A 19,710-nucleotide genomic window follows, 5' to 3' on the forward strand; every position below is an offset into this window, starting at 1 on the left:
GCCGGGCCGGGTGCGCTCTCCTCGGGACGGGGTGACGCACATCGCGCGCGTCCACCTGCACGCCGGCCAGGCCACCGCTCCTGCTCCGCCGTGCGGCAGTTGTGCTTTCACGCGCCGGGCGACCGTCGACGAGCCGAGGTCCGTGCCCGAGCACCATGGTCGTCGCTGACGAGGGGGTGATCCGGGCAGTCACCTTGCCTGAGACAATTCGGGTGTCAGCAAACGTGCCATGGTACGTGTGTCCCACGTCTGCGATCCGAGACTCTGCTGTCGCTGAGGCAGCCCGCTGAGAATCGCCCGTCCCGCTTGGAGGAGACCATGTCCACATCCAGCAGCATGCCCGCCACCGACCCGACGTCGAGCTACCGGGCTGTCGAGAACTTGATCGCCCGATACGCCGAGCTCGTGGACGACGGGGATTTCGCTGGACTCGGCGCCCTTCTCGCTGACGCCACCTTCACAGGCAGCGGCGAGCCGGTCAGCGGCCGCGACGCGATCGAGAAGATGTTCAAGGACACGTTGATCGTCTACGCCGACGGCACACCACGAACCCAGCACGTCACCACCAATGTGGCCATCGAGGTCGACGAACAGGCGGGCACGGCGCGCTCGCGCTCGTACGTCACCGTGCTGCAGGCGCTGCCCGACCTGCCGTTGCAGCCCATCGCCGGCGGTCGTTACCACGACCGCTTCGAACGCCGTGATGGACAGTGGCGCTTCGTTCAGCGACGAGCCCGCATCAACCTGGTCGGCGATGTGAGCCGCCATCTGCACCAGGCTGCCGCACAGCGGTAGCCCTCCCGCAGCGGCGTACACCTCCCGCTGGGGCGCCGAGCACCGGCAGAAGTCCCTCACCACGAAGACTCGCAAGACCACCCGCCACGACAGCGCTGCCGTGGCGATCGGACGACGCGCCCTCGGACACCGCATCCGGCGACGGACGGCACCGCCCCGCCACGACCAGAGCGATCGTCGTGGGCATCGGACCGCCCAGGCCGGACACGGCACCCGGGGGCGTGACGAACCCTGCCCCCGCATTCCCGGACCACGCACAGGATGCGTGCCGCCGGACGCGGAGCGAACGCGGGCCGCGGTGGGCGGCCAATCTCGCGGCCGCCCGGCAGTTCCATGACCGCGAAGGCCACCTACGGCCGGCACCCAAGCATGTCGACATGGCAGACGGGCAGGAAATCGAGCTCGGTGCATTCCTGGACAACGCCCGCCGTCGCACCGGGAAGTTGAGCGAGCAGCGGCGCACGGCACTCGACGCCCCCCGGCATGCGCTGGTCCTGACGGCACCTCGCACTCCACGACCATGTTCACCGTCGTTCTCAGCCATGCGTCCGGGGCATCTCGATGAGTCCCTGACCACGTATGGCAAGGTATGCCGACGACTCACGCCGACCGGGCTACGCGCGGGACCCCGGCCCGGCTGTTTTCCGGGTGCCGGGACCCTGCGGGGCCAGCGGAGCCGGACAGTCGCAAGCCGTACGGGACAGTCCCGTACGGTTCACGCCCGACCTTTCAGGAGTACGCACGTGAACGGCAAGCGCCGCCGACTTCTCTTGGCCGCCATCGACCCCATGCTCGAGCCCGGGGAGCAGGTCGAGGTGACGACCATCGTGAACCTGAGTTCCGTCACCGTGCGCCGGACGGCAGCGTTCGCGGCAGCCTCGGCCATCCTGAGCGGCGGTGCAATGGCCGTGATCCCGGCGCCGGCACCGATGTACCTGGCGATGACCGACCGCCGCATCTTCATCTTCCGAGCGAACCCGACGTTCGCCCGGCCGGAAGAACACCTGATGACGATCCCGCGCGCCGGTCTCGTCCGCTCGGCGATCAAGGAGCGGGTGCTCAACTCGTCCTTCATCATCTCCTCGCCGGACAGCGAGCAAGGCCTGAAAATCATCTTCCCGCTGGTCGGCCGCAAGGAGCGGAACGTGATAGCCGCCTCCTTGCCTCTGGCCGACTGATTTCCGCGCCCTGCCCGCCCACGAACCCCGGTGAACTGGCCCGCGCCCCTACGCCGCCGCGCGGGGGGCGGCCGGCTCACCGGGCTGGATCGTCTTCGGCGACAACGGGGGCGGCGACGGGCCGGCCGTCCCCTCGGCTGTGGGTGGGCCGTTCATGTGGCGGGCCAGGTACCGAGTGCGTGGGCCAGTCGGTCGCTCTGCTCTCGGGTGATGCCCTGGGCGAGGCGGGTACCACACCGCGGACTCATGGACTCGTCGCAGTGCAGGATTCCCTGGAAGGGTTCCTGGCTGCCCGAGAGCGGGGATGCGGCAGGAAGCGTCCATTCAGCCGGCTCCCACAAGGGATGGTCCGCGAGGAGCGCTTCCGCGAGGGACGGCGCCAGCGTTGACGGGAGGCCGGCATGCGCCAGCGCGTCGCCGAGTATGTCTGCGGCGTCGTCGGGCAGGTCCTGGTCGCCGAGCGTGGGCAGCAGGAGGAGCAGGCGTGCGTATTCGGCGTGGACTCCCGGGGCGTTGAGGTCAGGCGTGCGGGCGATGTGGTGGAGCTCTCGCCAGGAGAGTCCCGGGCCGGCCTGGTGGCCGCCGATGGTGGCCAGGTAGCCGTGCCGTCCCCACTCGGGGTGGGTGATGAAGTACTCCGTTCCCGGATCCTCGGGAATGTTGCAGCAGAGGACCATCGCGGTGTGGTCGCCCGCGAACGGGATCCGGAAGACAGGCCACTGGTCCTCGTCGTGCAGTGCGTCGAAGGCCGCGTCGGCATCGGCCCCGTCGACACCGAACCACTCCGGAACGGGGTCGTACTCCTCTGTCTGGCTCAGCCACATCAGGTAGGCCGCCCAGAACCCAGGCAGCGCCAGCAGTTCCTCCCCCGCGACAACAGGGGCGTCCACAAATCCCTCTATCAGCACCGGTCCAGACTCTCACCCGCCTACGACAGTCCGTGCACCGCTCGCTGACGCCACCGAGCGCTGCTGTCTCCCAACGACTCAAAACCTCAGCTCCAGTGGTGTGCACTCTGCGCACCCGTGACCGTGCATTGCGCGGGCCTGCACAATGCCCCGACCACCGGCCCGACCACGGCCACCGTCTGGGACCCCGACCACTCCGCGTCGCAAGCGAGGCCGATGGCCTTCCGGTCCGTCCGGAAGACCCAGGTCGGCGCCCCATTCGTCGGCTCGCGTCGTCGTCACTGTGTCACGAGCACGTCGTGTCACGTGCGGGGAGTGTCCCGTCGAGGAGGTAGGTGTCAACTTTCCCGCTCGCGCACTGGTTTTGGGGATACGAGCCGTGGCCTTCGGCCCGCACGGTCAGCAGGACGCCGACCTTCTCGCCCAGCTCGCTCACCATGTGCCCGGCTCCCGCGTACGGCGTCGTCGGATCGCCGGTGTTGGCGACGACCAGGATCGCAGGAGCACCGTCCGCACGGACGTCGGGGGTGGCGCGCTCACCGTGGAACGGCCAGTCGTAGCAGAGGTAGACACCGACGGACCAGGCTTCCCCGAAGACGGGAGAGGCCGCCTCGGTCTCCTTGATCCATTGCTCGGCCCGGGTGTATCCGGGGCGCAGGTTGGAGTCGGCGCAGGTGATCGCGACAAGGGCGGATGTGCCATTGCCGCCTGTGGGCTCGTTGTGGGCTCCGGTGCCGGCCCGGGGCAGGGCCCGGGCGCCCGGGGCGTGGTCGTACGCCTTCTTCATCAGCTTGCTGCTGGTGCCCTGCTCCATGACCTCGCGGAGCGCCTTAACCAGCGGCCCCCAGCCTTCCTTGCCGAGGTCCAGGTAGTTCGAAATGGCGTGGGCGGCGAGGTTGCCGTCGAGTTTCTCGTCGCCGTCGGTGGCGGCGGGGGTCTTCTCGAGCTTGTCCAGCAGCTCGATGACGCGTTGGTCGGCCTGCTCGGGGTCGCTGCCGGTGGGGCAGTCGTCATAGGCGTCCGCGCAGTGGCGCGCGAAGCGGTCGAAGGCGGACTGGACGGCCTTGACCTGGCTGATGTTTTCCTGCAGAAGGTTCTGGGTCGGGTCGACCGGGGCTTCGAGCACGAGCCTGCCGACGTTCTTGGGAAACAGGTGGGCGTATACGCCGCCCAGCTCGGTGCCGTAGGAGACGCCGAAGTAGTTCAGCTTCTGGTCACCGAGGAGATAGCGCATCAGGTCCAGGTCGCGCGCCGTCTGCGCGGTGCCGACGTACGGCAGGAACCTGCCGGAGTGCTTCTCGCAGACGTCGCTGCCCTCGTACGCGTTCTCCCCGCAGTTGACGGGGATGGTCCCGCCGACACCTCGCGGATCGAAGCTGACCAGGTCGTAGCGCTGCCCCAGCGAGGCGTAGTCGCCCGCGAAGTCGGGGAGCCCCATGACACCGGACTCGCCCGGTCCGCCGAAGTTCAGGACGAGCGAACCGATGCGCTTGCGCTCCGGTCCGGTGGCCCTCTTGCGAATCAGGGCGACGTCGATCGCGTCGCGGCCGGGCCTTCGGTAGTCCAGCGGCGCCTTCATGGTGGCGCATTCCCAGTCACCGCCCGGAGCGTCACCGCCGCCCTGAGCCGCGGAAGGTGCCGGGCAGGCCGACCAGTTGAGCCGCTGGCCGGCGGTGAAGGCCGCGGGCAGCCCCGGTGGCGGGTTCGTCGCCTTGGCCGACACGGGCGGACGCGAGTCCGAGCCCTCGTCCGAAAGGGGATCGGGATCGCACCCGGTCCCCGCCGCCACCACGACGACGGCGAGCAGGCCCGTGACAGCGCGGCGACCCAGAGCGGCCGACACCCCGCCCCACCGCACACGCCAGACCGAACACCCCGACATCCAGCTCCGCACACCCATTCCCGAGTCCCCCACCTCCCGGCACACGTGAACGCCGTGTCCCCTCGAACGCCGCCCCCACAAGCCTACGCAGCCGGTGCACCCGCACGTTCTTCAGGGCGGGACCCACGCCCGCGCCCCTCACCGAGCTGGTCCCACTGAGGACGAATGATCTTCCATGGGCGGCCCAAAACGGTACGCGCCCAAGCGAGTTGTGTCCGGGAATGCTTCACCTGCTCGCGATGTTGACCGGTGAGGCAATCGTCGGCGACAGGGGGGACGAAAAGGTGACACAGGCCAGGGAGCTCTACCTGAGCGTGGCGGAATCAGCGGGGAAGCTGCTGGCGGAGCCGGCGGTCGCAGAGGGCTGGCACCAGCCCTCTGCCCTGGCGAAGCTCAGCGTCCGTGGGCTGGCGGGCCACCTGGCCGGGCAGGTCTTCTTCGTTCCCAAGATGCTGGCTGAGCCAGTACCTTCTGAGCCCGCCATCTCCATCCACGAGTACTACAGGCGGGTGAGTTGGATCGGCTCGGACCTCGAGACGCCGTTCAATCAGGGCATCCGGTCCAACGGCGAGGACGAGGCAGTCGATGGCCCCGCCGCACTGGCCGCGCGGGTCGCCACGTGCGTCGACGAGCTGCGCGACACCTTGCCCGCCGCGCCGGATCGCCTCGTCCGCCGCCCGACCTGGGGACCGTGGTCGATCAGCCTCGACGACTTCATCACCAGCCGGACCCTGGAGCTCATCGTTCACTGCGATGACCTCGCGTGCAGCGTCGGACTGCCCACACCTGAGTTCCCGGCCCCGGCCGTTGAGACAGTCGTGGACCTGCTGTCGCGGATCGCGCTGCGACGGCATGGCGCGACCAATGTCCTGCGCGCACTGAGCCGCGCCGAACGCGCACCGGCCTCCATCTCGGCGCTCTAGGCATGGATCGGTCAGTGATCGAGGGACAGTCTGGGTGAGGTCTTTGAGTCAGATCATCGAGGCGCGCAGGTGGAGGCCGGCGAGGTAGCTCTCTGGGGTCTTGGCGTACCGGGTGGCGATGCCTCGCCAGGACTTGAGCCTGTTGATCAGGCGATCGACGTCTTCATCCACGAACCAGGCCCGATCTGCGCGATCAGGGACCGCCCCACCTGGCGAGCGCCACAAAAAGGGTAACCCCGTCCTGCTGAGGCCCGTTCGGGGAATTTCGTCTGCCTGCTCGGCCTGGCCGGGTACCGGATGGTGCATCAACGCCGCCCGGCCCATATCGCGGGGATTCTCGCGCAGCTCCTCAGGGGCTCAAGCGCTCGAGTTCGTCCGCGCGGCGGTGGTCTTTGGGACGGCCGAGGGATCGCCGCATACCGATCAGGTCGTCCAGGGCGGCGTATCGGATGGTGAAGCCCGCCGGGTCCTGGGTGCTCACCGCCCGGGCCAGGCAGGGGGCGATGTCCATGCCGCCCCAGGGCAGGGCGGGTGTGCACAGGTCACCGCTGGCGCCGGTCACCTGGTAGGCCACCTGAGGCCGGTCGAGGTCGGGCAGGTCGGTGCAGCCCGTGGCGGTCAGGGCGTCGCGCAGGGCGCGTGCCTGCTCGGGCGTGCCGTCCCACAGCAGGTCGAGGTCGCCGGTCAGCTCTATCGAGCCGTGCATGATGCCGGCGACCTGGCCTATGACCACCCCATGCGAACCGGTCTCGTACAAAGCACGAAGGAAAGGGAACGGATCGAAGCCGAGCGCGCCGTCCGTGGCGAATGTGCCGGCGACGTCGTCAGCTTCCTCCGGGCCACGCCCCGTGCCGGCACGTTCGCGGGTGACGTCCTGGATGCGCCGGACGGCCTGACGAAGTCGCAGAACAGCAGCCTCATTCATCAGCTCATTCAACAGCAAGCGCGACAGCCTCACTTGCCACTTGCCCACTTGCACTGGCCGCAGCAGAAGGCCTGCTGGTGGTCCCGAGGGTTCAGGCGGTGTGCAGGTCGAAAGCCGGCCGGTTCTGGGCGACGAAGCTTTCGACATCGAGGGGGTCGGTGCCGCCGATCTTCTTCACGAGGTCGTTCGTGCCGGCGAAGATGCCGTTCAACGAGGACAGGAACACGGCAGCGGACAGCCCGATGTCGTCCTCATGGACATCCGCATGCCCGGCACGGACGGCCTGGCCGCCACCCAGGCCAGGCTCAACGGCCGCCTCCACGGCCGCGACCACGCCCGCACGGTCCGACGCCATATGGCCTCCGGCCTCGTGGAGCGACCAGCGGAGATCGCTCTCGGTGACCGGCTTGTCCTGGGCGTCCGATGGACAACTTCCGTCCCGCACCGCCACGGCCCCCGGGTCCCCGGAGCGGCGCATCCCCGTATGCGGAGCCAAGTGGAAGGCTTGGGGCATGACCCTTCGACCATGGCTGGACTTCCGGCGTTCCTGGCGGCCGGGTCACGCACCCGCGCTGGTCGTGATCCCACTGGGGCTGATCGTCACGGTCTGTGTGGTCGATGTGCTCTCTCCGCCGCACATCCACCTCGGTCCCCTGCTGGTGGCGGCACCCGCGATCACGGTGGCGTTCGCGGGCGCCCGCGTGACGGCGCTGATGGGAGCTCTCGCGGTAGCGGCCCAGGTGCTGATCGGCGTGCTCAGAGGGGTCCTGCCCACTGCCAACATCCAGGCCCAGATCGCTGCCCTGATCGTCGTCTCCATCGTCTGTGTCACCGTCTGCGTGGTGCGGGACCGGCGCGAGCAGCAGTTGCACCGGGTGCGGTCGGTGGCCGAGGCAGCGCAAAGTGTGCTGTTGCAGCCACTGCCCACACGCGCGGGCCCGCTCCGGATCGCCGGTCTGTACATCCCCGCCGAGGAAGAAGCCGACCTGGGTGGGGACCTGTACGCGGCCGCGCGGACCGACCACGACAGCACTCGGCTCCTCATCGGCGACGTGCGCGGCAATGGCCTGGCCGCGATCAACAACGCCGCCCTGCTGCTCGGCGCCTTCCGCGCAGCCGCCCATCGGCAGGCCACCCTCGCTCGCCTCGCCGTCCACCTGGACGCCGCGTTCCGCTGGGACACCAGCCAGTGGCGATCACAGGCAGAACAGGACACCAACGAGGACTTCGCCACCGCCATGCTGCTCGACATCCCCGACCACGATCCGGTCGTCCACTTCATCACCTGCGGCCACCCACCGCCGCTCCTGCTGCGGGGGAATCACATCACCCCACTCATGCCCGAGGCGAGCCACCTCCCGATCGGGTTGGGCGGAGTCTTCGGCATCGCCGCCTACGACGTCCAGACGTTCCCCTTCGAGGTCGGCGACCTGCTGCTCCTCTACACAGACGGCGTCATCGAAGCACGCAATGCCGACGGAGTCTTCTACCCCTTCACCGAACGGGCGTCCGAGTGGACCAAGGACGACCCCGACGAACTCCTGCGCCATCTTGAGGACGACCTGATGGCCCACCTCGACGGACACCTCAACGACGACGCGGCCGTGGTCGCGATCCGCCGCCTGGCAGTCTGATCCCCGGCCACCCGGGCCGACCACGGGGGTCACCGGACTCCGCTCATCCTCCACTGGGGTGGCTGGTGTGGTGAGGCACGGTGCGGATGCTCGCACCGTCTTGGTGGGACTGGTAGATGCCCTGCAGGACCGTGGGCAGCAGCCGGTCGAAGGCACGCATCCACTAACGCCGCCCTGGGCGGGTACACGGTCGGTGCCGCGTGTGGTGCGGTACCGGAGAGGACCATGTCGATGGCGACGAGTAGCGGGCGAATGCTGCGCGAGCTGATGCAGGCGGCTCACCTGGCGACGCTCGAGCAGTTGCCCGATCTGATCGCCTCGCACGCGGAAGGTGCCGGCCTCCACGACGTCGCCGTCTTCGCCGCCGATCTCCAGGAGACGGTGCTGCGGCAGATCACCGGCCGCGGTGACGACGCGGGGGGCGGCGGTGAACAGCTCGGCGTCGACCACACGTTTCCCGGACGCGCCTATCAGCGCGTCGAGATCATTGCCGAGCCCGTTCATGAGAAACAGTGGCGGCGTTGGTGGGTTCCGGTGACCGACGGCGTCGCACGGATCGGCGTCCTGCGGGTGGACACAGCCGAGCACGACGACAACGAGGGCCTCCGGCAGAACCTTCGCGACCTGGCCTCCTTGGTGGCGCTGCTGTTGCTGAGCAAGCGGTCCTTCAGCGACTCCTTCGCCCGGCTGGTGCGTACGGAGCCCATGAACGTGGCCGCGGAACTGCAGTGGAACCTGATGCCGCCGTCCGCCTTCGCCGGTCCCGGGGTGACGGTGGGCGCCATGATCGAGCCGGCCTACGCGGTCGGCGGCGACGCCTTCGACTACGCCGTCAGCGGCTCCACCCTGCACCTGGCCGTCTTCGACGCCATGGGCCACGACACCACCGCGGGGATGACCGCCAGTGTGGCCGTCGCGGCCTGCCGCAACGCCCGCCGCCAGGGGGCCTCGCTCGCCCGGACGGGCCAGGCCGTCGAGGACGTGCTCACCGCCCACTTCGGCACCAGCCGCTTCGTCACCGGCATCCTCGCCGAGCTCGACCTGGGCACCGGGCAACTGACCTGGATCAACCGCGGACACCATCTGCCGCTCGTGGTCCGCGACAACCGCTGGACCATCGAGCTGACCTGCCCACCGGCCGCTCCGATGGGCACCGCGCTGGGACTGCCCGTCGTCGTGCGCCGCGACCAGCTCCAGCCCGGCGATCGGCTCCTGCTCTACACCGACGGCATCGTCGAGGCTCGCGACGCCGACGGCCGTGAGTTCGGCCGCGACCGCTTCGTCGACTTCATCGTCCGCCACCACTCCGGCCACCAGACGCTCCACGAGACTCTGCGCCGTCTGATGCACGCGGTCGTGGAACACCATGTCGGCCGCCTCGACGACGACGCGACCGTCCTCCTGGTGGAGTGGCGCGCGGGACATCAGGACAGGCTCATGCCTTGACTGCCCCCTCCCTGAAGGGGGGAGGGGATTCCTGGCTCAGGCTGCCTCCTGGAGCAGCGCTCCAGGAGGTCTTACGCCCTCGACACCAGCCGGGGCCAGACCAGCCCGGACGAGCATCACACGCGCGGAGTTCTTGTCCCTCGGGGACACCGCTTCGCACGCGGTGCAGGCATAAACGCGTTCCGACAGAGGAAGTGCGTGCTTGGTTCTCGCTCCGCACGATGCGCAGTCCATGGTGGTGTGCGCAGGGTGCACAAGGCGGACGTCCCGCCCGTGCTTGCGGCCCATCTCGATCAGGGCCTTCTTGGTGGCTGCGATGGCGGCGTCCGCTGCTTTGCGGGCCATCGACGTCCTGGCGAGGAACTTCGGGCGGAAGTCCTCCACCGCGATGGCGTCGTGGTCGGTCACGACCTTCTTCGCCCACTTGCGTCCGGTGTCCTGCCGCTGCCGGGCGACCTTTTTGTGCGCCTTGGCGCGCAGGTGCTTCGCCTCGCGGTAGCCCTTCGACGCCGCGTGCCCCCTGGGCGGTTTGCGGCGGGCCATCATCCGGTCGTACCGGGACAGCTTCGCCTTGGTCTTCCTGCCGTGTTCGGCGTGGGGGAGGTCGTGGGCCTGCGACGTGGTGGTGGCGGTCTCCTTCACACCCCAGTCGATCCCGATCACGCGGCCGGTGGCGGACAGCGGTTGGACTTCGGCGGGAACAACGAACGATGCGTACCAGTGGCCGACGCTGTCCCGGTACACGCGCACACTGGACGGCTCGGCGGGCAGCAGGCGCGACCACACCACCGTCAGGACGATGTTCCCGGCCAGGTGCAGGCACCCGTCCTTGAGCCGGAAGCCGCGCCGCGTGTAGTTGAGAGTGGGGTCGGCCTCGCGCTTCTTCTTGTGTTTCGGCATACCGGCCCGCTGCCGCTGTGGCAGGCGGTCCTTGACGTCCTTGAGCGCCTTCGCGCGGGACTTGCCGAAATCACGGATGAGCTGCTGCTGCGGCACCGACGAGCCCCCGGCCAGCCACGGCGTCATGGCACGGGCCTCGGTCAGCATCTTGTCCAGCCGGGCGGGGCCGCACTTCTCCCCGTCGTGGCGGGCCCTTTTCGAGCGGGCGACGCATTCGTTCCAGATCCACCGGCAACGGTCCCACTCCGCCAGCAGCGCGGTGCGGGCCGTCGACGACACGCGAAGCCGGTACGTGTACCGGGCATGCCCGCCCTCCCCGGCCTCCATCACCACCGACACGACATCTCCCTCCCCCGCCCGCTCATCCCGGCTTTGCATGGTGAGACCGTACGTGCGACACGCGCACGCCCGTACCCCCATCACGACACCGTCACCGCAACCAGCGAGCACAGGTACACGCGTTCGCTTTCCCGGCTCAGCTGGGCGATCTTGCGGGCGCTCCGCGCCCCAGGAGACCGGACACGGCGACGCTCCGCGTCGCCGTCACGGGATGCGATTCCTCCCCGGCGTGAACGCCGGGGCATCCTCGCAAGAATGAGGTGATATGCCGCGGCACGATCGCCGACTCGCGGTGTGGGCGGGGTTCCGCGGGTCCGCCGCCTTCGCTCTGACGCACTGATCCTCGGAGCCGACCTGCGTCGACGACGTCATCACCCGCATTCAGTCAGAGCGTCATCGCGGCGCCTGGCAGCCGTCCGGCGGCCCTTGCGTGACGCTCCCGACGGGTGATCGAGCCGGGTGCCCACGGCATGTGACGGCGTTACGACGGCTCAGTCGACGGCGACCGGGTGAACGACGGGGGCCGTGCCGACTTGGGCGTGCAACGTGCCCGCGGACGGCGCGGCCGCCCGCGGAAATCTGCCTGGCCCGGCCTGAACCACCCGGTCACCGATCGACGAGAGTCCGACACGTAGTCCGGCGCGTAGTCCGGCGCGTAGTCCTGGCACCCCTGCTGGTCAGAAGGCCGAGCCAGGATTCTCGGGCCGGATGCGTCCCCGCCAGGCGCCTGTCTCTCCCCCGCGCTCTTCGATGAAGTCCTTGAAGCGGTGCAGATCTCCCTTCACCCGGCGGTCGATCATGCCGAGCATGTCCGCGCCCTTCTCGGCCATGCCGGAGGGCTCGACGTCCATCGTCAGCTCCACCCGGGTATGCGTGTCATCCAGTCGCTCGAACCTGACCGATCCCCGCTGCTGGGGCTCGCCCTCCACGACCCGCCAGGTGATCCGGTCGTCCGGCAGCTGGTCGACGATCTCGGTGTCGAACTCGCGCCGCACCCCGCCGATCTTGGTCGTCCAGTGATTGTGCCGTTCGTCGAGCTGCCGCACCTCCTCGACGCCCTCCATGAAGTTCGGGAACTCCTCGAACTGCGTCCACTGGTTGTAGGCGGTGTGGACAGGGACCTCGACGTCCACTGCTTCCTTCACGGTGCTCATCGGTTCCTCCTCACTGGCGGTCGTTCCGCACGACGCCGGGTACCCGGGCCAGAGGAAGAAGACCGGTATGGGTATATCGGTGCGTATCACGCACCTCCAGGGGCACTCGGCCGCCATGAACGCCGAGACCGGAATCCAGGGCTCCTACTGGCTGGAGACCGCGCCGCCCGGCGTCCCCGCTCCCCCACCGTCCGGTGACCTCAGCGTGGATGTCGCCGTGGTCGGCGGCGGTATCGCCGGACTCAGCGCCGCCTGGGAACTGGTCCAGCAGGGACGCGAGGTGGCGGTGCTGGAGGCCGACCGCGTCGCCGCCGGGGTCACCGGCCACACGACCGCCAAACTGACCGCCCTGCACACCCTGGTCTACGACCACCTGCGCCGCACCCGCGGCCCCGAGGGCGCACGCCTGTACGCGGCCTCGCAAACCGCGGCGATCCGGCGCGCTTTTGAGATCGTCGACGAACTCGGCATCGACTGCGAGTGGGAGGAGGCTGCGGCCTGCACCTATGCCGAGGATCCAGGGCGCGTCGGCGCGCTGCGAGCGGAGGCCGAAGCGGCGCGTGAGGCGGGTCTGCCGGCTGAGTTCGTCACCGAGACCGACCTGCCCTTCGCGGTCGCCGGGGCGGTCCGGGTGAGCGGGCAGGCGCAGTTCCATCCCCGTAAGTACCTGCTGGCTCTGACCGACGATCTGCGCCGGCGCGGCGGCACGGTGTACGAGGGAACGCGCGTCGTGGGTCTCACCGAGGGCGAACCCTGCACCCTGCGGACCGACTCCGGTGTCTCGATCCGCTCCGACGAGGTCGTGGTCGCCACGCACTACCCGGTCTTCGACCGGGCCTTGCTCTTCACCCGCCTCAGCTCACGCCGTGAACTCGTCGTGGCCTCGCCCATCGACGAGGACCGCGCCCCGCGCGACATGTACATCACACCGGAACAGGGCACGCGCTCCGTGCGGACCGCCCCGTACCACGACGGCGAACGCCTGCTGATCGTCACCGGGGAACACTTCGCCCCCGGCACCGCCCACGTCGAGGACAGGTTCGCCCGGCTGTTCGCCTGGGCTGACGACCGCTTCGACGGTCTCACCTTCACCCACCGCTGGGCCACCCAGGACAACGACTCCACCGACTCCGTACCCCTGGTCGGCCCTCTCCATCCCGGCAGCCGGCACACCTATGTGGCCACTGGCTTCGGCGGCTGGGGCCTGAGCGGCGGCATCATGGCGGGCCGCCTGCTCAGCGACCTGATCAACGGCCGCCTACCTGCCTGGCACCGTCTCTACGACCCGCGCCGCCTGGCGTCCGTGGTCCGCGAAGGGACATCATTCCTGAAACATCAGGCCCAGGTGGCCCGGCACTTCGTCGGCGACCGACTGCCGGCCGTCACGGCACCCGCACCGGACAACATCCCCCCGGGCCACGGCGCGGTGTTGCGTCTGGGCGGACGGCACTACGCCGTCCACCGGGCCGAGAGCGGATCGCTCCAAGCGGTCTCGGCACGCTGCACCCACCTCGGCTGCATCGTGGCCTTCAACCACGCGGAGCAGGCATGGGAATGCCCGTGCCACGGCTCCCGCTTCGCACCGGACGGACGGATACTCCAAGGTCCTGCGGTACGTCCTCTGGAGAAGCGCGACATCCCGGAATAGGAACGAGTCAAGGCAGGTGCGACACCCATCCGACACGCGAAGAGGAACAAGTCACCCACATGGCGACGCACAAGCATCGCCCTCGCCGAAAGCAGGTCGCCCCATGGCGAAGAAACCGCACCCGTCCGAACCGCCGCACGGTCAGGGACCCAGCCGTCACCAGGGCACCGAACAGCACGGCTGGTCTCCCGATGTGGACGAGACCCGTCAGCAGGACAACCCGAGCGCCCGCCGTTCCTTCCATACCGCCGAGCACGGCGGCGGGAAGCGACCGGGACGGACGAAGTCCAGGGAAGAAACGAAGTCCGTACCGGGCGACACGGTGGAAAGCACCGGCCGGCGTGGTGAGGAGCACGCCGACACGAACGAGAAAGGCCGACGGGACACAGGGCCCAGGGGCCGCTCCCAGCGTCCCAGCGGCACCAAGGACGCCTCCGCGACGACCGGCGTCGACCCCCAGGACCCGCCGTCCCGGCGCCGCCCAGGTTAGGTGCCGATGTCCCGACCGCCCGTAGTCGACAGGACGCTGCGGACCGGAGGGGGCCCGCGCCTCCGATCGGACGGCGAGCTCATGGCATGCCCGTGAGACCGCGCTGTCCGAGCAATGTCCGACGCCTCGGACTCGTCTTGCGCGGGCTCCCTGCGCCCCCGCTTCCCGAGAGCGCGGGAAACGCATCCGAAGCCCCACGGCTCCACTCGTCGACGCAGGTCAGAAGCCTCGCAGACCACCCGCCGGGCGCTTTCCAAGCGCCCGGCCCGTTGTCGATGCCGGCGACGGTAGGTCGTACTTCGCTGCTGGTGAGTCCGCCCGGCACGAACCCGAATCCGAGTCCGAGGCCGACCTCGTTGCTGTCCATGTGGACGGCGACGCGGGAGCAGCCGGTGGCCTTGAGCCGGTCGAGGAGGGAAGGCCGCTGCGCGTTCACGGCGGCGTAGGTCACTCCGGGCATATCACGCTGCCGGGCCTGGCGGCATCCGGCGCGTGGTCGCCGCGGGCGGCGTCGGGGGCGCTCCAGCCGGCGAGAAGCGCGAGGGCCTGAGCGGAGGCGGAGCCGGGTTCGGCGGTGTACACGCACATGGTCTGGTCGGGGTCGGCCGGGAGGGCCAGGGTCTTGGCTATGTGGGTGGAAACGGACACCACTTGTCGATCACAGGGCCGCGAAATGTCGATGAGAACTGATACCGCCTTGGCGGGGACAGCCGATGTTCGCAGGCGTTGATGGTGAACGGCGCCGGTGCGCGTTCGGGCGATGCGGCTTGGAGTGGTCTGGCCTGTCCTAGAAGGTGCTCTGCGACGGTTCCCAGACCGAGCAGTCGTGCGCGAAGAGAACGCGTCGTGGGTCGAAGTCGGCGAGTCGCTCCAGCCAGTGCTGGTAGGCGGGAAGCGGCTGCTCCACGCCGTGAAGTGCCGCTTGGCGGGCCAGCTGTTCGGACGCGAAGTGGGAGGCGAAGTCGTGCGCCTGGCCGGCGAGGACTACCGTGCCGTCGGCTTGCCGGAGGACCAGCGACTGATGCCCTTGGGTATGCCCTGGTGTCGGAACGATCCACACTCCCGGCCAGACCTCCGCCTCACCAGCGAGTTCCTCATAAGACGCGGCGGGGAAATCGATCAGTTCGTCGAAGGTGTAGTCGCCGTTGCGGGCAGTGGCCAGCTCGACGTCCTGGACCAGGATGGGCTTTCCGCCCAGGAGAGGGTTCCCGCCGCAGTGGTCGAAGTGGAGGTGACAGTTCGCGACAAGGGAGATGTCCTCAAGAGCGACTCCGGCCGCGGACAGGGCATCCTGCAGGTCCCGGCGTCGGGGACGGTAATGGGCCTCGGTCTCGGGGTCCGCCTTGCCGATGCCGGAGTCGAACAGGATCAGGCCGTGATCGTGTTGCACCAGGTAGGCGAGTACAGGTTCGACCCGCGGCTGCGGGCCGCCGGCCTCCGACGCGGGCCGGATGAAGTAGCCCAGATCGAGCCGACGCACCGACATGTTCTTCCCCATGTGGCCAGCCTGTCAGGTTCTGGTGTTCCGGTCGGCCAGTCCGCCGAGAGCAGAACCACCACCGATGTCAGCGTGCAAGGCGTGCGATTCACGTGCAGGCTGAGCCTTCCTTCGTATCCGTCGGGCCCGGCTGAGCCCGGAGGAGGCGCGCCTGTCGCCGGGCAGTGGCGTCCGACGGGTGCCGGGCCTGCGCCGCGAGGAGGTCGCCTACCTGGCCGGCGTGAGCACGGACTACTACACCCGCCTCGAGCAGGGCCGCCACCCCAACGTCTTCGACGCTGTCCAGGACGCCGTGGCCCGTGCTCTGTGTATGAGGCCATAACGTTGGTGACGCTATGTTGTTCACGGTCGCGGCCCATAGGCCGGCAACTCGGGCGAAGCGCCCGTCGAGTGCCTGCTGCACCGTCAGGCCGGCCCCCGTGGCCGGCGGGATGGCGGCGGGATGGCGGCGGGATGGCGGCGGCCAGAACGGTTGCCCAGGCAACACCTGCTGCGAGCCGCTCACTCGCGCCGATGCCCATGGCGCGACAGCCAGCGCGGTTGCGATGACGCGCGAGCGGCTGACGGCCTGTCGTCCTGCGGGGCTTGGACGGCGAGGCGTCCGTTGACCTCGGACTGGGCAGAAAGGAGCCCTCCGGCGAGCACCATCAGCGGCACGGACAGCACGCGGACCGCCCTGCCCGGCGCTGGGCGCCGCGCGGCAACGACCGTACGAGCAGCGGTGTTCACCGCGGCTGCTGCTCGGCGATCACGGCCCAGTCGTCCGTTGCGCGGCCGTCGGCGATCGCCTGGTCGAACACGCCTCTGAGCAGTTCACCGAACGGCAGGGAGACCGCTTGACCGGCTGCTGCCTCCAGGGCGAGGTGGAGGTCCTTGCGCCCGAGTGCTGTGGTGAACGCGGCCGGCTGGTAGCTCCGCTGCGCGATCATCGCTCCATATCCGGAGTAGACGGGTCCGGGAAAAAGCGTCGAAGCCAGCAGTTCGACGAACTGAACCGGGTCGGCGCCGGCCGCGTCGGCGACGCTGACCGCCTCTCCGAGCGACTGGATCGCGCAGGCAATCAGGTAGTTGCCCAGGACCTTGGCAGTGTTGGCCTGCTCGGGCCGCTCGCCCAGGCGCCAGGTGCGCGATCCAATCGCGTCGAAGAACGGCTGAACCCGGTCAATGAGCCCGGGCTCTCCCGCGGCGAGGATGTTCAGCGCACCGGCCTCCGCGACGCTGACCCGGCCGAACACCGGGGCAGCGACATAGCCGATCCCGTGCTCAGCGTGGGCCTCTGCGGCCCGGCGGCACAGCCCCACGCTCACCGTAGCCACGTTGACGTGGACCGCCCCAGGTCGAGCCTGGACCAGGACCCCGGAGTCCAGGAAAGCCTCCGCGAAGGCGGTGTCGTCGGACAGGACCGAGAACACCACCGGGCACCGGAGGGCCTCCGCAACGGATGCGACGCGGAGGGCGCCGGCCTGCGCGAGTTCTTCCGCAGGCCCTGTTGAACGGTTCCACACAACAGTCTCATGGCCTGCCCGCACCAGATTGCGCGCGATCGCTCGCCCCATCCCGCCCAGACCAATGACCGCAACCTCGCCCATCGCACAACCTCCATGATTGAACCGTCTAAGACGGTTCAATCATGGCGCGAGTCGACACCTATGTCGAACTGGCTAAGATGGTTCAGGTAGGTCCATGGTGGTACATGTGGAAGGGGTGTCCGTGGAGGCCCGTCGACTGTTCCGACTGGACAACGAGGTGCTGGCGTTCCGCTTCACCGCCACGATGAGCGACCGGGTCGGCGCGGCGCCCCGGGAGCGCCTCTCCAGCCCCGACCGGCTCGAGTTCTGGTTGCATGCCGTGGGGCTCGGCGTGCCTGACGTCTCGCCCGCCGAGCTTCAGGATGCGCTGACCCTGAGAGAGGCGATCTACCGTGCGGGGCTGGCCGTCGCCGCCACCCAGTGCCCCGATCCGGGTGACGCGGCGATCCTGAACGGGGCCGCGGCCGCAGGACAGCCAAGGCCCGGCCTTGAGCACGGGCTCGCAGTCTGGCACCTCGGCAAGGAAGCACCGGTAGCGGACGCACTCGGAGTGCTTGCCTCCGACGCCATCCACATACTCGGAGGCCCCGACCGCAGCCGGATCAAAGCATGCGAAGGCCCCGGCTGCGCCGGCCTCTTTCTCGACACCAGTCGCGGCACAAACCGCCGCTGGTGCTCAATGAACACCTGCGGCAACAGGGTCAAGAAAGCCCGGCTCGCCGACAAATAGCGACTACGGGGAACTGGCCCCCGTAGCTCTCCGATACCGCCTCGCGCTCATGTCAGCGGCGGGTCGCCGGCAGCGGACGCTACCGCGGGCTGACCGAACAGGCCGCCGATACCGCGGTCGACCAGGCATGCCGGATGCTCCGGCTGCCCACCATCCGGGCCCAGTTCCCCGACCTGGCAGAGGCCGCGGCCCGTGACCAGATGTCGTATCGCGGATTCCTCGCGGAACTGCTGATGGCCGAGTGCGACGACCGGGCCCGCCGCCGATCGGAGCGTCGGATCAAAGCGCCGCCTTCCCCAGGGAGAAGTCCCTGCGGCTATCTGGGGTAGTGGCGAAGGATTCTTGCAAGGCTGCTGTTCGGGACGCTGCGGACGCGTCGGGAAGGCGGCTGAATGCGCCCTCCGCCCGGGTTGCCTGCTTTGGAGGTAATCCGCTGTGCTGTTGGAGTGGTGCTTCCATATGATCGCGTCATGACTGCCGATGCCCCGCTCACCCGAGAGTCGTTCCGGCGCCTCCACCCGATCAGCACGCCCCGGCCGGTGTCTCAGTTGCCGGATCGTGTCTGGACTGACGAGGACTGGGACCGGATCCAGCGTGGATATCGAGCGCGGGACATGGATGAGAAGTGGAACGTCTTCGTCGAAGGCGATGTCCTTTTCATGCACCGGAGTTGGACCGGTCACGGCGTCTATGAGGTGTCTTTTGCCCCCGCGGCTGGTCCTGGGAGGAGGATCGCCTCTGCCGTGGTCGAGGCCGATGGGGAACGCTATCGGCGCAGGAGCGACGAGTACGACTGCCTGATGATGGAGCTGATCATCAGCGCGATCGTCCTTGGTGAGCCTGCCGCCGAACTCCGGGCTGGGCTTGTTGAGTTGACTGCCAGGGCTTCGGGAAAGAAGGATCTTCCCTCGGGTGTGGTGGAGCACAGTGCTCTGGGATTGCGCTCTGGATCATAAGTTCTGCAGCCCGGAGAATGCTGTCACCGCCTTCGGCCGCGTAGGGCTTCAATGCGTTTGCGCAGGTCGATGTGGGCATAGGGCGGCCCGGCGCAGCAGGGCCGTCAAGCTACGGCTTTGGCTCTACGGCCGATGCCGGCAGGGCAAGGACGCGCGCGAGGGCTGCGATGACGGGGGTGAAGTGGTCGGGCAGGTACTGAGACACCCAGTCAGCGGCCAGCGCAAGGAAGTTGGTCAGGTCGTGCTCGGCACCGTCGAGCAGGTGGCGGAGCTCGGTGACGGACAGCTCGATCACCGGACTGTCGTTCTGCTCGGCGTCGACGGTCAACCGGACGGTGTCGGCCAGGCGCTCGGCGAATGGATCGGGGTCGTGGCCGAAGGAGGCTCGGCCGCTGCCGTCGACGACCTCGCGCCAGTCGCGCCAGTCCTCCAGCCCATTGCAGCAGCCGGGTAGGAAGGTGATCCCTTTTGAGCTGTCCGTGACCCGCATGCCACCGGCCGCGAAGAGGTTGTCGAAGGTCAGCAGTCCGTGCAGGAACGATCCGAGCGCATCGGCGGGCCGAGGTGGCCGGTCGTCGTGTTCAGGGTCGATGTCGTTGCAGCCGGCGATGCTCATCACCGCTGTCCCGACCTCGACGGGGGCAAGCTCACCGCTGAGTGGCAGGTAGCTGAACGACTCGATCTCGGCGACGGGCCAGAGGGCAAAGCCATCAAAGGGGCGGATCTCCAGGACAGGCTGCATCACGATCACCCGGGAAGTGTTCCGCATTCCCCA

At 68.9% G+C, this 19,710-nt stretch carries 19 protein-coding genes and 5 pseudogenes; 13 read left to right on the forward strand and 11 right to left on the reverse strand.

Annotated features, from left to right (window positions below; all coding sequences use genetic code 11):
- Window positions 1-318: 318 nt before the first annotated feature.
- The 4 genes and pseudogenes from ACFY16_RS39275 to ACFY16_RS39290 all read left to right on the forward strand — a co-directional run bounded on the left by ACFY16_RS39275 (window position 319) and on the right by ACFY16_RS39290 (window position 1,973).
- Window positions 319-795, forward strand: coding sequence for a nuclear transport factor 2 family protein (locus ACFY16_RS39275; RefSeq protein ID WP_390652028.1), 477 nt, complete (start codon window positions 319-321; stop codon window positions 793-795).
- Between the two features lie 13 nt (window positions 796-808).
- A pseudogene (locus tag ACFY16_RS39280) lies at window positions 809-1,090 on the forward strand (IS200/IS605 family accessory protein TnpB-related protein); the annotation flags it as partial.
- A pseudogene (locus tag ACFY16_RS39285) lies at window positions 1,017-1,211 on the forward strand (hypothetical protein); the annotation flags it as partial. The pseudogenes ACFY16_RS39280 and ACFY16_RS39285, both read left to right, overlap by 74 nt.
- Window positions 1,212-1,538: 327 nt before the next feature.
- A complete protein-coding gene (locus tag ACFY16_RS39290; protein ID WP_390652067.1) occupies window positions 1,539-1,973 on the forward strand; it encodes a hypothetical protein in 435 nt (144 codons plus the stop codon).
- A gap of 152 nt (window positions 1,974-2,125) precedes the next feature.
- On the opposite strand, the gene ACFY16_RS39295 is transcribed toward ACFY16_RS39290, so the two are convergent.
- Together ACFY16_RS39295 and ACFY16_RS39300 are read right to left on the reverse strand one after the other, a co-directional pair.
- Window positions 2,126-2,863 (reverse strand): hypothetical protein, encoded by a 738-nt coding sequence (locus tag ACFY16_RS39295; protein ID WP_390652029.1) that lies wholly within the window; start codon window positions 2,861-2,863, stop codon window positions 2,126-2,128.
- Window positions 2,864-3,167: 304 nt separating this feature from the next.
- The gene (locus ACFY16_RS39300) at window positions 3,168-4,781 is read right to left on the reverse strand and encodes an alpha/beta hydrolase (protein ID WP_390652030.1); all 1,614 of its coding nucleotides are present in this window, start codon (window positions 4,779-4,781) and stop codon (window positions 3,168-3,170) included.
- Between the two features lie 203 nt (window positions 4,782-4,984).
- Between ACFY16_RS39300 and ACFY16_RS39305 the strand changes: the two genes are divergently transcribed.
- A complete protein-coding gene (locus ACFY16_RS39305; RefSeq protein ID WP_390652031.1) occupies window positions 4,985-5,686 on the forward strand; it encodes a maleylpyruvate isomerase N-terminal domain-containing protein in 702 nt (233 codons plus the stop codon).
- A 48-nt stretch (window positions 5,687-5,734) separates the two neighbouring features.
- Here ACFY16_RS39305 and ACFY16_RS39310 read toward each other — a convergent pair.
- The 3 genes and pseudogenes from ACFY16_RS39310 to ACFY16_RS39320 form a co-directional block, all read right to left on the reverse strand.
- Window positions 5,735-5,845: pseudogene (locus ACFY16_RS39310) on the reverse strand (IS5/IS1182 family transposase); the annotation flags it as partial.
- Between the two features lie 190 nt (window positions 5,846-6,035).
- Complete coding sequence (locus tag ACFY16_RS39315) at window positions 6,036-6,665, reverse strand: hypothetical protein (RefSeq protein WP_390652032.1); 630 nt, start codon at window positions 6,663-6,665, stop codon at window positions 6,036-6,038.
- A gap of 37 nt (window positions 6,666-6,702) precedes the next feature.
- Window positions 6,703-6,945 carry a hypothetical protein gene (locus ACFY16_RS39320; protein ID WP_390652033.1) on the reverse strand — a complete coding sequence of 81 codons (243 nt, stop codon included), beginning with the start codon at window positions 6,943-6,945 and terminating at the stop codon, window positions 6,703-6,705.
- Window positions 6,946-7,123: 178 nt separating this feature from the next.
- Between ACFY16_RS39320 and ACFY16_RS39325 the strand changes: the two genes are divergently transcribed.
- On the forward strand, window positions 7,124-8,245 hold the full coding sequence (locus tag ACFY16_RS39325; RefSeq protein WP_390652034.1) for a PP2C family protein-serine/threonine phosphatase: 1,122 nt from the start codon (window positions 7,124-7,126) through the stop codon (window positions 8,243-8,245).
- 231 nt (window positions 8,246-8,476) lie between these two features.
- The gene (locus ACFY16_RS39330; protein WP_390652035.1) at window positions 8,477-9,691 is read left to right on the forward strand and encodes a PP2C family protein-serine/threonine phosphatase; all 1,215 of its coding nucleotides are present in this window, start codon (window positions 8,477-8,479) and stop codon (window positions 9,689-9,691) included.
- Between the two features lie 36 nt (window positions 9,692-9,727).
- On the opposite strand, the gene ACFY16_RS39335 is transcribed toward ACFY16_RS39330, so the two are convergent.
- On the reverse strand, window positions 9,728-10,918 hold the full coding sequence (locus ACFY16_RS39335; RefSeq protein ID WP_390652068.1) for an RNA-guided endonuclease InsQ/TnpB family protein: 1,191 nt from the start codon (window positions 10,916-10,918) through the stop codon (window positions 9,728-9,730).
- 689 nt (window positions 10,919-11,607) lie between these two features.
- Complete coding sequence (locus tag ACFY16_RS39340) at window positions 11,608-12,084, reverse strand: SRPBCC family protein (RefSeq protein ID WP_390652036.1); 477 nt, start codon at window positions 12,082-12,084, stop codon at window positions 11,608-11,610.
- Window positions 12,085-12,199: 115 nt separating this feature from the next.
- Between ACFY16_RS39340 and ACFY16_RS39345 the strand changes: the two genes are divergently transcribed.
- Together ACFY16_RS39345 and ACFY16_RS39350 are read left to right on the forward strand one after the other, a co-directional pair.
- Window positions 12,200-13,732, forward strand: a complete 1,533-nt coding sequence (locus tag ACFY16_RS39345) for an FAD-dependent oxidoreductase (protein ID WP_390652069.1) — start codon at window positions 12,200-12,202, stop codon at window positions 13,730-13,732.
- A gap of 103 nt (window positions 13,733-13,835) precedes the next feature.
- A complete protein-coding gene (locus ACFY16_RS39350) occupies window positions 13,836-14,222 on the forward strand; it encodes a hypothetical protein (RefSeq protein ID WP_390652037.1) in 387 nt (128 codons plus the stop codon).
- 447 nt (window positions 14,223-14,669) lie between these two features.
- Here ACFY16_RS39350 and ACFY16_RS39355 read toward each other — a convergent pair whose 3' ends face one another.
- Together ACFY16_RS39355 and ACFY16_RS39360 are read right to left on the reverse strand one after the other, a co-directional pair.
- A complete protein-coding gene (locus tag ACFY16_RS39355) occupies window positions 14,670-14,873 on the reverse strand; it encodes a hypothetical protein (RefSeq protein ID WP_390652038.1) in 204 nt (67 codons plus the stop codon).
- Between the two features lie 136 nt (window positions 14,874-15,009).
- Window positions 15,010-15,720: an N-acyl homoserine lactonase family protein gene (locus tag ACFY16_RS39360; RefSeq protein WP_390652039.1), complete on the reverse strand. Its 711-nt coding sequence runs from the start codon at window positions 15,718-15,720 to the stop codon at window positions 15,010-15,012.
- 115 nt (window positions 15,721-15,835) lie between these two features.
- Here ACFY16_RS39360 and ACFY16_RS39365 point away from each other — a divergent pair.
- Window positions 15,836-16,027 (forward strand): annotated as a pseudogene (locus ACFY16_RS39365) (helix-turn-helix domain-containing protein); the annotation flags it as partial.
- A gap of 418 nt (window positions 16,028-16,445) precedes the next feature.
- Here ACFY16_RS39365 and ACFY16_RS39370 read toward each other — a convergent pair.
- On the reverse strand, window positions 16,446-17,309 hold the full coding sequence (locus tag ACFY16_RS39370) for an NAD(P)-dependent oxidoreductase (RefSeq protein ID WP_390652040.1): 864 nt from the start codon (window positions 17,307-17,309) through the stop codon (window positions 16,446-16,448).
- Window positions 17,310-17,403: 94 nt separating this feature from the next.
- On the opposite strand from ACFY16_RS39370, the gene ACFY16_RS39375 reads away from it, so the two are divergent.
- The 3 genes and pseudogenes from ACFY16_RS39375 to ACFY16_RS39385 all read left to right on the forward strand — a co-directional run bounded on the left by ACFY16_RS39375 (window position 17,404) and on the right by ACFY16_RS39385 (window position 18,935).
- Window positions 17,404-17,979: a CGNR zinc finger domain-containing protein gene (locus tag ACFY16_RS39375; protein WP_390652041.1), complete on the forward strand. Its 576-nt coding sequence runs from the start codon at window positions 17,404-17,406 to the stop codon at window positions 17,977-17,979.
- A gap of 89 nt (window positions 17,980-18,068) precedes the next feature.
- Window positions 18,069-18,295, forward strand: a pseudogene (locus ACFY16_RS39380) (ATP-binding protein); the annotation flags it as partial.
- A 154-nt stretch (window positions 18,296-18,449) separates the two neighbouring features.
- The gene (locus ACFY16_RS39385) at window positions 18,450-18,935 is read left to right on the forward strand and encodes a hypothetical protein (protein ID WP_390652042.1); all 486 of its coding nucleotides are present in this window, start codon (window positions 18,450-18,452) and stop codon (window positions 18,933-18,935) included.
- A 109-nt stretch (window positions 18,936-19,044) separates the two neighbouring features.
- On the opposite strand, the gene ACFY16_RS39390 is transcribed toward ACFY16_RS39385, so the two are convergent.
- The gene (locus ACFY16_RS39390; protein WP_390652070.1) at window positions 19,045-19,677 is read right to left on the reverse strand and encodes a hypothetical protein; all 633 of its coding nucleotides are present in this window, start codon (window positions 19,675-19,677) and stop codon (window positions 19,045-19,047) included.
- Window positions 19,678-19,710 lie beyond the last annotated feature (33 nt).

It is taken from the genome of Streptomyces sp. NPDC001315 (genome assembly GCF_042896175.1).
GTDB lineage: Bacteria > Actinomycetota > Actinomycetes > Streptomycetales > Streptomycetaceae > Streptomyces.

Bases quoted from the DNA above. Each gene is read 5' to 3' on its own strand.
- ACFY16_RS39325 (WP_390652034.1), top strand. From the start codon at position 7,124: ATGACCCTTCGACCATGGCTGGACTTCCGGCGTTCCTGGCGGCCGGGT.
- ACFY16_RS39370 (WP_390652040.1), bottom strand. From the start codon at position 17,309: ATGGGCGAGGTTGCGGTCATTGGTCTGGGCGGGATGGGGCGAGCGATC.
- ACFY16_RS39360 (WP_390652039.1), bottom strand. From the start codon at position 15,720: ATGGGGAAGAACATGTCGGTGCGTCGGCTCGATCTGGGCTACTTCATC.
- ACFY16_RS39375 (WP_390652041.1), top strand. From the start codon at position 17,404: ATGGTGGTACATGTGGAAGGGGTGTCCGTGGAGGCCCGTCGACTGTTC.
- ACFY16_RS39275 (WP_390652028.1), top strand. From the start codon at position 319: ATGTCCACATCCAGCAGCATGCCCGCCACCGACCCGACGTCGAGCTAC.
- ACFY16_RS39345 (WP_390652069.1), top strand. From the start codon at position 12,200: ATGAACGCCGAGACCGGAATCCAGGGCTCCTACTGGCTGGAGACCGCG.
- ACFY16_RS39350 (WP_390652037.1), top strand. From the start codon at position 13,836: ATGGCGAAGAAACCGCACCCGTCCGAACCGCCGCACGGTCAGGGACCC.
- ACFY16_RS39305 (WP_390652031.1), top strand. From the start codon at position 4,985: ATGCTTCACCTGCTCGCGATGTTGACCGGTGAGGCAATCGTCGGCGAC.
- ACFY16_RS39335 (WP_390652068.1), bottom strand. From the start codon at position 10,918: ATGGAGGCCGGGGAGGGCGGGCATGCCCGGTACACGTACCGGCTTCGC.
- ACFY16_RS39385 (WP_390652042.1), top strand. From the start codon at position 18,450: ATGACTGCCGATGCCCCGCTCACCCGAGAGTCGTTCCGGCGCCTCCAC.
- ACFY16_RS39330 (WP_390652035.1), top strand. From the start codon at position 8,477: ATGGCGACGAGTAGCGGGCGAATGCTGCGCGAGCTGATGCAGGCGGCT.
- ACFY16_RS39390 (WP_390652070.1), bottom strand. From the start codon at position 19,677: ATGCAGCCTGTCCTGGAGATCCGCCCCTTTGATGGCTTTGCCCTCTGG.
- ACFY16_RS39340 (WP_390652036.1), bottom strand. From the start codon at position 12,084: ATGAGCACCGTGAAGGAAGCAGTGGACGTCGAGGTCCCTGTCCACACC.
- ACFY16_RS39300 (WP_390652030.1), bottom strand. From the start codon at position 4,781: ATGGGTGTGCGGAGCTGGATGTCGGGGTGTTCGGTCTGGCGTGTGCGG.